At 60.0% G+C, this 11,506-nt stretch carries 13 protein-coding genes; 5 read left to right on the top strand and 8 right to left on the bottom strand.

Annotated features, from left to right (window positions below):
• Positions 1-26 precede the first annotated feature (26 nt).
• On the top strand, positions 27-743 hold the full coding sequence (locus AB4O40_RS17890; protein ID WP_056726715.1) for a PA5502 family lipoprotein: 717 nt from the start codon (positions 27-29) through the stop codon (positions 741-743).
• A 134-nt stretch (positions 744-877) separates the two neighbouring features.
• Here AB4O40_RS17890 and katE read toward each other — a convergent pair whose 3' ends face one another.
• On the bottom strand, positions 878-3,016 hold the full coding sequence (katE, locus tag AB4O40_RS17885) for a catalase HPII (RefSeq protein ID WP_460053752.1): 2,139 nt from the start codon (positions 3,014-3,016) through the stop codon (positions 878-880).
• A 210-nt stretch (positions 3,017-3,226) separates the two neighbouring features.
• On the opposite strand from katE, the gene AB4O40_RS17880 reads away from it, so the two are divergent.
• From AB4O40_RS17880 to AB4O40_RS17870, 3 genes are all read left to right on the top strand, one after another.
• Positions 3,227-4,234, top strand: a complete 1,008-nt coding sequence (locus AB4O40_RS17880; RefSeq protein ID WP_056726717.1) for a methionine ABC transporter ATP-binding protein — start codon at positions 3,227-3,229, stop codon at positions 4,232-4,234.
• Positions 4,234-4,908: a methionine ABC transporter permease gene (locus tag AB4O40_RS17875; RefSeq protein ID WP_056726718.1), complete on the top strand. Its 675-nt coding sequence runs from the start codon at positions 4,234-4,236 to the stop codon at positions 4,906-4,908. Before AB4O40_RS17880 ends, AB4O40_RS17875 begins: the two co-directional genes overlap by 1 nt.
• A 73-nt stretch (positions 4,909-4,981) precedes the next feature.
• Entirely contained in the window at positions 4,982-5,752 is a 771-nt protein-coding gene (locus tag AB4O40_RS17870) for a MetQ/NlpA family ABC transporter substrate-binding protein (protein WP_056726719.1), read from the top strand.
• A gap of 76 nt (positions 5,753-5,828) precedes the next feature.
• Here AB4O40_RS17870 and AB4O40_RS17865 read toward each other — a convergent pair whose 3' ends face one another.
• Genes AB4O40_RS17865 through AB4O40_RS17845 form a run of 5 tightly spaced genes read right to left on the bottom strand, consistent with a single transcriptional unit; the run spans position 5,829 to position 9,728 of the window.
• The gene (locus tag AB4O40_RS17865; protein WP_460053755.1) at positions 5,829-6,464 is read right to left on the bottom strand and encodes an SCO family protein; all 636 of its coding nucleotides are present in this window, start codon (positions 6,462-6,464) and stop codon (positions 5,829-5,831) included.
• Positions 6,461-7,360, bottom strand: coding sequence for a heme o synthase (cyoE, locus tag AB4O40_RS17860; protein WP_056726721.1), 900 nt, complete (start codon positions 7,358-7,360; stop codon positions 6,461-6,463). The genes AB4O40_RS17865 and cyoE overlap by 4 nt, the downstream gene beginning before the upstream one ends.
• On the bottom strand, positions 7,348-8,418 hold the full coding sequence (locus AB4O40_RS17855) for a COX15/CtaA family protein (RefSeq protein ID WP_056726722.1): 1,071 nt from the start codon (positions 8,416-8,418) through the stop codon (positions 7,348-7,350). Before AB4O40_RS17855 ends, cyoE begins: the two co-directional genes overlap by 13 nt.
• Positions 8,419-8,428: 10 nt before the next feature.
• Positions 8,429-9,022: a hypothetical protein gene (locus AB4O40_RS17850; protein WP_056726723.1), complete on the bottom strand. Its 594-nt coding sequence runs from the start codon at positions 9,020-9,022 to the stop codon at positions 8,429-8,431.
• Positions 8,988-9,728 carry an SURF1 family protein gene (locus tag AB4O40_RS17845; RefSeq protein WP_056726724.1) on the bottom strand — a complete coding sequence of 247 codons (741 nt, stop codon included), beginning with the start codon at positions 9,726-9,728 and terminating at the stop codon, positions 8,988-8,990. Before AB4O40_RS17845 ends, AB4O40_RS17850 begins: the two co-directional genes overlap by 35 nt.
• 71 nt (positions 9,729-9,799) lie before the next feature.
• Here AB4O40_RS17845 and AB4O40_RS17840 point away from each other — a divergent pair, with 71 nt between their 5' ends.
• The gene (locus tag AB4O40_RS17840) at positions 9,800-10,003 is read left to right on the top strand and encodes a twin transmembrane helix small protein (RefSeq protein WP_007969817.1); all 204 of its coding nucleotides are present in this window, start codon (positions 9,800-9,802) and stop codon (positions 10,001-10,003) included.
• A gap of 16 nt (positions 10,004-10,019) precedes the next feature.
• On the opposite strand, the gene AB4O40_RS17835 is transcribed toward AB4O40_RS17840, so the two are convergent.
• Positions 10,020-10,907: a cytochrome c oxidase subunit 3 gene (locus AB4O40_RS17835; protein WP_056726725.1), complete on the bottom strand. Its 888-nt coding sequence runs from the start codon at positions 10,905-10,907 to the stop codon at positions 10,020-10,022.
• 25 nt (positions 10,908-10,932) lie between these two features.
• Positions 10,933-11,484, bottom strand: coding sequence for a cytochrome c oxidase assembly protein (locus tag AB4O40_RS17830; RefSeq protein ID WP_056726726.1), 552 nt, complete (start codon positions 11,482-11,484; stop codon positions 10,933-10,935).
• Positions 11,485-11,506: the final 22 nt, after the last annotated feature.

Below are 11,506 nucleotides of genomic sequence, written 5' to 3'. Positions count from 1 at the left end.
TTTTGCGCAAATAGAGAGTCGCAGGAATGAAGTCGTTCGCCTCCCGTTATCTGCTCCTTGTCGCATTTTCTTTGCTGCTGGGCGCCTGCCAAAGCACGCCATCGGAAGCCACCAAGGCCGCCGATGCACGGGCCATGGCCATCGTGCAGCTGGAGCAAAACATCGCCAGCGATGAACTGGCCATCGCCGAAGACCAATTGGCAGCCTTGCAGGCCGAATCGCCCAACGATGCTTCCCTTGAGCAATACCAGCGGCAACTGGCCGAAGCCTATCTGCGCCGCAGCCAGACCGTACTGCAAAAAGGTGACGTGGATGCCGCCGCGACCGCCCTGAGCCGTGCCCGCGCGTTGATGCCCAAGGCTCCGGCACTGACCGGCGGAGTCAACGGCTCGATTGCCCAGGCGCGCAAGGCCGAGCTGGAAAAGGCCGAAGCCGCCCTCAAGGCTGCCGAAGCCAAGCCAAAAGCCAAGGTCATCGACCCCATGGCTGAAAGCACCACTGTCGTACTGAATATCAACGATATGGGCAAACTGCGTCGCCAACTGGATGCCATCGCCGCCGATGTGGTGAATTTTCAGTGTGATGTAAGCATTCAGGCTCCACGCACCAACGATTACCCTTGGCTGGCTAACTTGCTGACCAAGCGAGTGAAGAAGCTCGATCCTGAGTTTGATCTGAAGCTGGAGCGGCAGATTTTGCGCAGTGTTCCGGCGCAGATGGTTCTGAGTCCGCGCAAACCCTGAAAAGCATCGTCGGAACGCCGACCGGAGCAAGCCCGCTCCCACAATGCCCGAGTTAGCCACAAAACAAGTGACCAACCTGGAGCCCTGTGGGAGGGGGCTTGCCCGCGAAGGCATCCTGTCTGGCAGTAAAACTCTCAGGCCGGAATCGCCTTGGCCTTCGCCTCTCTACCCCAAACCCGATGCTGCCCTATTGCAGCCAAAAACGGTTTGATCAATTTCGCATCCGCACCCACGATCAACCCCGCATCAGCCTCCAGCTTCAACACATCCAGCAACTGCTTCGCCTCGCCCTGCAACGCGATAGCCTTCAGATGCTTGTATGCCTCCAGCAGGTAATGCAGTGCCACTCCGTCAGTGCTCAGCGCCTTGATCGACGCGGCTCCGCCCGGCACGAACACCGCATCGAACGCCACCGAAGGAGAACCTTCCATCGAAGCTTCGACCGCAAGGGTTTTGCCATCAGCCGTTTTGACTGGCGCCGAACTCGGCCCTAACAGTATCCCGTGGGCCCCCTCCGCTTTCAGCGCTTTCTTCATTGCAGCGATCGAGGCGCCATCGACACCGTTCGCCGCCAAAATCGCAATTTTTCGCGTCTTGATGTTTTCCGGCAACAGATTGGCCTGGCTCAATGCCGGTGAATGATCCAGCGCGGTTTTGCGCACCTCGACGGTTCCTCGACTGGGCGCAGGCAATCCAAGGTTCTGCGCCACGCGCCTGGCCAATTCCAGATCGATATTGACGAGGATTTCGTTCACTTCCCGGGCGCGGATCGCTTCGCGCTCGACCTTGCCCAACTCAAAGCTATAGGCCGAGATGATGTGCTCCCGTTCATGCTCACTCATGCTGTGGAAAAACAAGCGAGCCTGGGAGAAGTGGTCCGCGAACGATTCGCTGCGCTGGCGAATCTTATTGGCGTCGATGCGCTCCGGATAGCTATCGAACCCGCCGTCCTGAGCGGAGGCCGGCGTTTCCTTTGGCCAGCCGCCATCAATGGAGTTCGGCTCATAGGAGGCACGTCCTTTGTCGATAGTGGTGCGGTGCTGCGCATCCCGCTGGCCGTTGTGGAAGGGTGACACCGGACGGTTAATCGGGATCTCGTGAAAGTTTGGTCCGCCGAGTCGGCTGATTTGCGTGTCGGTGTAGGAAAACAACCGACCTTGCAGCAGAGGATCGTTGGAAAAGTCGATCCCCGGGACGATATGTCCGGGGCAAAAGGCAACCTGCTCGGTTTCGGCGAAGAAATTGTCCGGATTGCGGTTCAGCACCATCTTGCCCAACGGCGTGATAGGGACCAACTCTTCGGGGATAAGCTTGGTGGGGTCGAGAATGTCGAAATCGAAGGCATGTTCGTTTTCTTCTTCGATGACCTGCACCCCCAACTCCCACTCCGGATAGTCGCCGATCTCGATCGACTCCCACAGATCACGACGGTGGTAGTCGGCATCTTTTCCCGCAAGCTTCTGCGCTTCGTCCCACACCAACGAGCAAGTGCCGGCCGTGGGGCGCCAGTGGAATTTGACGAACCGCGATTTTCCTTCGGCGTTGATCAGGCGGAAGGTATGCACACCGAAGCCCTGCATGCTGCGCAGACTTTTCGGGATCGCCCGGTCGGACATCGCCCACATCACCATGTGCGCCGATTCCGGCACCAGCGAGACAAAGTCCCAGAAGGTGTCATGGGCCGAGCCCCCGGTAGGGATTTCGTTGTGCGGCTCGGGTTTGACCGCATGCACGAAATCGGGAAACTTGATGGCGTCCTGAATGAAGAACACCGGCATATTGTTGCCCACCAGGTCGAAGTTGCCTTCGTCGGTGAAGAACTTCACCGCGAAACCTCGTACGTCGCGCACGGTATCGCCTGACCCTCGCGGCCCCTGCACCGTGGAAAAACGCACGAAGACCGGGGTTTTCTTCGCCGGATCCTGCAGGAAACCGGCCTTGGTCAGCACAGAGTGGTTTTCATAACTCTGGAAGTAACCATGGGCACCGGTCCCGCGAGCGTGAACGATGCGCTCCGGGATCCGCTCGTGATCAAAATGCGTGATCTTTTCACGCATGATGAAATCTTCCAGCAAAGACGGCCCGCGGCCCCCGGCCTTCAGGGTGTTCTGGTTGTCCGCCACCTTCACGCCCTGGTTGGTGCGCAAGGCCTGCTCAGTGGCATCGGAGCGAAATGTTTCCAGGCTGTCGAGCTTGGCATTGGTGTTGTGGCGGTCCGGGGTATCGGACCCGGCCAGGGCACTCTGGGTGGCGGCAGGCTTCTTGATACTCATCAGGCGTGAACTCCTCAGGCGTATTCCAGTGGCCTAAGTAGTGACTGACGTATTTCTTCAGCCGTTCCTTTTTTCTGACCTTTGATCGCGTTATTGCCAAATGACAGGACAAATGCGAAATAAATGCTAAGAACCTCTATACGGACAGGCTAAAATGCGCGCCCGGCTAACCGCTGATCCTTTTCTAACGCGCCCCACAAGGTTCGCTACGTGATCGAGTTTCAAAACGTCCATAAAACCTACCGCGTCGCCGGTAAGGAAATCCCCGCCCTGCATCCGACCAGTCTGACGATTGAGAACGGGCAGGTTTACGGCTTGATCGGTCATTCCGGCGCAGGAAAAAGTACCCTGCTGCGTCTGATCAATCGCCTGGAAAACGCCAGCGGCGGCAAGATCATCGTCGACGGTGAGGAAGTCACCGCTCTAGACGCCAACGGCCTGCGCCGCTTCCGTCAGCAGGTCGGGATGATTTTCCAGCACTTCAACCTGCTGGCCTCCAAGACTGTCGCCGACAACGTGGCGCTGCCGCTGACCCTGGCCGGCGAACTGTCGCGCAGCGAGATCGATTCCCGCGTGGCCGAGTTGCTGGCGCGAGTCGGTTTGTCCGACCACGCCAAAAAGTACCCGGCGCAATTATCCGGCGGGCAGAAGCAGCGTGTCGGCATTGCCCGTGCGCTGGCGACCAAGCCGAAAATCCTGCTGTGCGACGAAGCCACCAGCGCCCTCGACCCGCAAACCACCGCGTCGGTCCTGCAATTGCTGGCCGAGATCAATCGCGAGCTGAAACTGACCATCGTCTTGATCACCCACGAGATGGATGTGATCCGCCGGGTCTGCGACCAGGTAGCCGTGATGGACGCCGGCGTGATCGTCGAGCAAGGCTCGGTGGCCGAGGTGTTCCTGCATCCGAAGCACCCGACCACCAAGCGCTTCGTGCAAGAAGACGAGCAGATCGACGAAAGCGAACAGCGTGACGACTTCGCTCACGTGCCGGGGCGCATCTTGCGTCTGACCTTCCAGGGCGAAGCGACCTACGCGCCTCTGCTGGGCACTGTCGCCCGGGAAACCGGTGTGGACTACAGCATCCTGGCCGGTCGTATCGACCGCATCAAAGACATCCCTTACGGGCAACTGACCCTGGCCGTGACCGGCGGTGACATGGAAGCGGCCTTTGCCCGCTTCACCGCAGCCGACGTCCACATGGAGGTGCTGCGCTAATGGAAGCCCTGACAAGTTTCTTCGCCAATATCGACTGGTTCGAAATCTGGCTGGCCACTGGCGACACGATGCTGATGCTCGGCGGTTCGCTGCTGTTCACCGTGTTGCTCGGTTTGCCCCTGGGTGTTCTGCTGTTCCTGTGCAGCCCGCGCCAGTTGCTGGAAGCCAAAGGCGTCTACGCGATGTTGTCGCTGGTGGTGAACATCCTGCGTTCGCTGCCGTTCATCATCCTGTTGATCGTGATGATCCCGTTCACCGTGTTGATCACCGGCACGTCCCTCGGTGTCGCCGGTGCGATCCCGCCACTGGTGGTGGGTGCCACGCCGTTCTTCGCACGCCTGGTGGAAACCGCCCTGCGTGAAGTGGATCGCGGCATCATCGAAGCGACCCAGGCCATGGGCGCGACCACGCGACAGATCATCACCAATGCCTTGCTGCCGGAGGCTCGTCCGGGCATCTTCGCAGCAATTACGGTGACAGCCATTACACTGGTGTCCTACACGGCGATGGCCGGTGTCGTGGGCGCCGGTGGTCTGGGTGACCTGGCGATCCGCTTCGGCTACCAGCGTTTCCAGACCGATGTGATGGTGGTGACCGTGGTGTTGCTGCTGGTACTCGTTCAGGTACTGCAAACCGTTGGCGACAAATTGGTCGTCCACTTTTCCCGTAAGTAAGACATGAGCCGGCCATTCGCTGGCAGGTGCCAAACGGGCACCGCAAGCGGGCACCTCACATGGAGTTAGCTGAATGAAAAAACTACTCGTGGCCTTCGCGGCCGTTGCGGCATTCTCTGCCCACGCTGAAACCCTGACCGTCGCAGCCACCCCGGTTCCGCACGCCGAGATCCTCGAATTCGTGAAGCCGACGCTGGCCAAAGAAGGCGTGGACCTGAAGGTCAAGGTATTCACCGACTATATTCAGCCGAACGTGCAGGTCGCGGAAAAACGCCTGGACGCCAACTTCTTTCAGCACCAGCCGTACCTGGATGAGTTCAACAAGGCCAAGGGCACCCACCTGGTTTCCGTGGCCGGCGTGCACCTGGAGCCCCTGGGCGCTTACTCCAGCAAGTACAAGACCATTGCCGAACTGCCTGGCGGTGCCAACGTGGTGATCCCGAACGACGCCACCAACGGCGGCCGTGCGCTGTTGTTGATGGCCAAGGCCGGCCTGATCAAGTTGAAGGATTCGAACAACATCCTGTCGACCGTGAAAGACATTACCGAGAACACCAAGGACCTGAAAATCCGCGAACTGGAAGCCGCGACCATCCCGCGCGTGCTGACCCAGGTCGACCTGGCGCTGATCAACACCAACTACGCGCTGGAAGCCAAGCTCGATCCGGCCAAGGACGCGCTGTTCATCGAAGGCAGCGACTCGCCTTACGTGAACATCCTGGTGGCTCGCCCGGACGACAAGGACAGCGACGCGATGAAGAAACTGGTCGCTGCCCTGCACAGCCCGCAAGTGAAGGCCTTCATTCTCGAGAAGTACAAAGGCGCGGTGGTGCCGGCGTTCTGATCGAACTGCTGCAACGAAAAAGGGGACGCCAAGTGCGTCCCTTTTTTGTGCCTTGAAATATAGACCCCTGTGTCACTTAGTTGCGCTTGAGCATCACCGGCAACTGCGCCACCAACTTCGCATTATTCAACGGCGCCCGAATAAACCCGCGCTGAGTGCCATCCGGTCCGATGACAGCGAGGTTACCGCTGTGGTCAACGGTGTAGTTCGGCTTGCTGGTGTCCGCCGGAATGAACGGAATGCTCACCGCGTTGGCGATCTTTTGCAGCTCATCGGTCGACGCCGGGGTCAGGCCGATGAACTGCGGGTCGAAGTAGCCCAGGTATTGCTTGAGTTGCTTGGGCGTATCGCGATTGGGGTCGATGCTGACCAGCACGATTTGCAATTTATCCACAGCCTCTGACGGCAACTCGCTCTTGATCTGCCGCAACTGCGCGAGGGTGGTCGGGCAGATGTCCGGGCAGAAGGTGTAGCCGAAGAACAGCAGGCTCCACTTGCCTTTCAATTCGTTGATCGCGACCGGCTGGCCGTCCTGATTGGTCATCGTCACGTCCGGCAGATTACGGCTCTGCGGCAGCAAGATGATGCCGGCGTCGATCAGCGCCGTCGGATCGCCCTGGTTTTTCCCGGACAGCACCTTGTTGACGGTCAGGCCCAGGATCAATGCAACCAGGGCGACGAGTATGAAGACGGTTTTCTGGGTTCGAGTCATAGGTTCAACAATAGATAGTGGTCTACGAGCAGGGCGATAAACAACAGGAACAAGTAGTAAATAGAGTACTTGAACGTGTTGATCGCCGCGTGCGGCCGAGTGCCACGGTACAGCACCACGGCCCATTGCAGAAACCGCGCGCCCAGCCCGAGCGCGCAGACCAGGTAGAGAGTGCCGCTCATGTGGATCACATAAGGCATCAGGCTGACGGCAAGCAATGCGAAGGTATAAAGCAGGATGTGAATCTTGGTGTAGTGCTCGCCATGGGTGACCGGCAGCATCGGGATGTCGGCCTTGGCGTATTCCTCCTTGCGATGGATCGCCAGCGCCCAGAAGTGCGGCGGGGTCCAGGCGAAGATGATCAGCACCAGCAGCAGCGGTTCGGCGCTGACGTGACCGGTGGCGGCGGTCCAGCCGAGCAATGGCGGCGCGGCACCGGCCAGCCCCCCGATGACGATGTTCTGCGGAGTCGCGCGCTTGAGGAATCCGGTGTAGACCACCGCATAGCCAAGCAATGAGGCGAGGGTCAGCCACGCGGTCAGCGGGTTGGTGAACGCCAGCAGCATGGCTTGCCCGAGGACCGCCAATACCAGCGCGAACGTCAGCGCAGCGGTCGGCGAAACCCGGCCTTCGGCGAGCGGCCGTTTGTGGGTGCGCGCCATCAACGCGTCGATGCGCCGGTCCACCACATGATTGACCGCCGCTGCGCCACCGGCACACAGGGCGATGCCCAGATTGCCGAAAATCAGCACCGTCCACGGCACTCCAGCACGGGTCGCGAGGAACATCCCCACCAGTGAAGTGATGAGCATCAGCACCACGACTTTGGGTTTGGTCAGTTCCAGGTAGTCACGCCAGATCGCCTGACTGGGACGTTCGCCGATCAGAATCGCCATGGCATCTCTCCTTTTATTGTTATGGGCCCGGCTGAGTGTTTACGCGGGCTGAAGTGCCAGCGCGCTTGCTTGACCCGGACCAGACTGGTTCGGGCGTGGTAGTTGACCAACACCATGGTCAGCAACAGCGCCGCGCCGCCCGCGTTATGCGCAACGGCCACCGGCAGCGGCAGATGGAACAGCACATTGCTGATGCCCAGGGTGATTTGTGCGCCAAGGGCAATCAGCACCAGGCCTGCCAGGCGCGTCATGCCGACTGTTTTCAGTTGCCAGGCCAGACCGAGCAGCACCAAAGTCACCAACAGGGCGCCAATACGGTGAGTCAGGTGAATCGCAGTACGAGCATCGCTGTCCAGTTGCCCGCCGAGGTAGTTCGGGCCGATGTGCTGGGTCAGGTGAAAGCCGTTGGCGAAGTCCGCCGGTGGCAACCACTGGCCGTGGCAGGTCGGGAAGTCGATACAGGCCACCGCGGCATAATTGGAACTGACCCAGCCCCCGAGGGCGATTTGCCCGATCACCAGCAACAGCCCCGCCGTCGCCCAGTGCTGTAAACGTCGTGGCACAGTCAGCGCCGGCAGCACACCGGACAGGCGCAAGGTCAGCAGAAACAACAGGCTCAAGGTCGCGAAGCCGCCCAGTAAATGCCCGGTGACCACCTGCGGCCAGAGCTTTAGCGTTACCGTCCACATGCCGAACGCGGCCTGGCCAAGAACCACCGCCAACAGAAACAACGGCAGCTTCACCGGTTGCCCGGGATGGCGGCGATGCACCCACGCACGACCGGCCAACACCGCGATCAACAGCCCCAGCGTGCCGGCGAAATAGCGGTGGACCATCTCGTTCCAACCCTTGTGGGCCTCGACCGGAGCGTCCGGGAAATGCAATTCGGCATGGGCCAGCTGGGCTTCGCTTTTCGGTACGCTGATGAAGCCATAGCAGCCGGGCCAGTCCGGGCAGCCGAGGCCGGCGTGGGTCAGGCGGGTATAGGCGCCGAGCAACACCACAATCAGTGCCAGCAAGGTGGCAAACAACGCGAGGCGAAATCCAGGCTTGGCCATGACGATGCCCTTATCCGATGTTCGACAGTTTCAGCAGGTGGCGCAGATCGTTGAGCAGGTCCTTGCCCTTTACCGACGGGTCGTAGCGCAGCACCAGATTGCCGTGGGGGTCGATGATCCACAGATGCGGCGTGTCATTGCTCTGGGCGCCTTTAGTGTAGGCAGGCAAGTCCAGCGAATAGCGTTGCAACTGCGGGTACTCGCGTTGAAGTTTAGACTCGTAATCGCTGTTCAGCGTCTGCGCAGCGGCCAATGCATGACTGGCGCGGGACGCATCGCGGCCCAGGCCGATCTGGATTTGCCGCGCCAGATACACCAGTTGCTGACAATCCACCGCGCAATCCTTGGGCGCGGTCACCAGTATCTGCCAACGCTCTTCCTGGGCCTGCACGCCGATGTCCGCACGGGTCTGGCCGTTGCCGATCAGTTCGCCGTGATAACTGCGGCCCTCGGGCACCCAGAAATTCAGCTTGTACATGCCGGTGGCGAGGATCATCGGACCGATCACCCCGAGCAGGATCAGCAGCAGTTGCATACGGCCCTTGCGGCGGTTCACCGACGGTTTCGCCTCAGACATGCTGGGTGGATTCATGGCCGCTCCCATGGTGTTTCTCCTTTGCGTTGTGCCAGCCGAGATAGAGATAAAGGCCGAACAGGGCGATCGCCATGGCGAACCACTGCACGGCATAAGCGATGTGTTTTTCCGGCCCCATGGCGACTACGGGCCAGTCGGCCTGATAGGTGGCGGGGCCGGTTTCGGCGCGCAGTTCGTAGGCAAAGCCTTCGCGGTTCAGTGCTGTCCAGAGCTTGTCTGGCTCAACGGCCGTAATCAGCTTCGGCCATGTCAACGTTGTGGGATCTGCGTGCAATTGGAACGTCGCCCCGGGGGAGACATAGACCCACGCCTCGAGGCTGACTGCTTCGCCAGGTGTCTTGAATTGCGGTGGTGTGCGGCGCTCCGGCCAAGGCAACCAGCCGCGATTGACCAGCAGCCAAAGCCCGGAGGCCTGATCTAGAAAGGGTTGCAACAGCTCGACGCCAACCCTGCCGTTGCGTTGACTGTTGTCCAGCAGCAGGCTGTGTTCGGCATCAAACCGGCCGTACAGGTGAACCCGACGGAAGGCCGGGTCTGTCGTGTGTTGCAGTTCGGTGCTGGCCATCGGCTCAGCGGCCCGGCGCTCGGCGTAGGTTTGCAGCAGCGCGCTTTTCTCCGCGCCCCGGCTCAATTGCCAGAACCCCAGGAACACCAGTAGCGGCAGTAACAGCACCACCACCAGCGTTGGCACGATACCCGGCCGAAAGCGCTTCATGGCATCGCCAGAAAGTCGGTCATCGCGATAGCTATACTCAAGTGCATCGCTTATCCCCCCGGAGTCTCACCATGCTCAAAGCAGCCATCGTCCTGATGCTGATTGCCACGGTTGTCAGCCTGTTCAGCGGCCTGTTTTTTCTGGTCAAGGACGACAGCCGCTCAAACCGCCTCGTCATTGCCTTGAGTGTGCGTGTCACTCTGGCCGCCATTACCCTGGGCCTGATCACCTGGGGTTTTTTCAGTGGCCAGCTGGTTTCCCATGCCCCCTGGTAACTAAAAGCTCACAGCCTCAGAGCACATAGACGAAAACAAACAGCCCGATCCACACCACATCCACGAAGTGCCAGTACCAGGTCGCCGCTTCGAAACCGAACTGGTGCTCGTTGTCGAAGTGCCCGCGCATGATCCGCACCAGCATCACGAACAGGATGATGGTGCCGATGGTGACGTGGGCGCCGTGGAACCCGGTGAGCATGAAGAAGGTCGCGCCGTAGATGCCCGAACCCAGGGTCAGGCCCAGTTCACGGTAGGCGTGCATGTACTCTTCGGCCTGGAAGGTGAGGAACGCACAGCCGAGCAATACGGTGAGCGCCAGCCAGAGTTTCAGTGCGCCGCGATGGCCCTTCTTCAAGGCATGGTGGGCAATGGTCACGGTCACGCTGGAACTCACCAGCAACACGGTGTTGAGCAACGGCAGGCCCCAGGGGCTGATGACCTCCTTGGGCGGCGGAAACAGTTTCGAGTCGGGGTTGCTCAGCAGCGGCCAGGTGAACTGGAAGTTCGGCCACAGCATGTGCGCCACGCCTTTGGCGCCTTCACCACCGAGCGCCGGCCCGGAGATATGACGGACATAAAACAGCGCGCCAAAAAAGGCGATGAAGAACATCACCTCCGAGAAAATGAACCAGCTCATGCCCCAGCGGAACGAGCGATCCATCTGTGCGCTGTACAAGCCGCCGCGACTTTCCTTGATCACCGTACCGAACCAGCCGAACAGCATGTAGGCCACCAACAGCCCACCGACGAAAAAGATAAGCGGGCCGTGGGATTCCGGACGCGCTGCCTTCAGATCATTGAACCAGGTGGCCAGGCCAAACACCGTGACGAACATCCCGACCGTGGCGATGATCGGCCATTTGCTCTGGGCCGGGACGTAATAATGTTCATGAGTTGCCATTTATTGTTCTCCTTATCGGGCACGCTCAGCCGCCAGTGTTTACAGCTACCGGTGGATGTCGGGCGGTGATATCGAACAGCGTGTAAGACAGCGTCAGGTGCTTCACATCCTTGGGCATGTCACGGTCAACGATGAAACGTACCGGCATCTCGATCCGCTGACCGGGCTGCAGCACTTGCTGGGTAAAGCAGAAACATTCGGTCTTGTGGAAGTACGCCGCCGCATTGCTGGGCGCGATGCTCGGCACGGCCTGGGCACTCATCGGCTTATCGGTGGGGTTGTGGGCGATGAAGATCATCTCGTTCACCGCCCCCGGGTTCGCGGTCAATTCATCATGTTTGGGGTAAAAGTCCCACGGCATGTCGGCGGTGTTGGTCGACAGAAACTGCACGCGCACCTGCCGCGAGGTGTCGACCGTTTGCTCACCCTCGTACTGCCCGCCGGTCTTGCCATTGATGCCGAAGGCCTTGCACATCACGTCGTAGATCGGCACCAGGGCAAAGCCAAACACAAACATCGCCACCACCACGGTCAGCAGGCGCGTGACCAGTTTTTTCATCGAAATCGAGTCAGCCATGGGCCAAGCCCTCCACACAGAA

This window comes from Pseudomonas sp. S2_F07 (assembly GCF_054668325.1).
The sequence above is the reverse complement of the archived record's forward strand: the minus strand, read 5'-3'. Positions and strand labels throughout refer to the sequence as shown.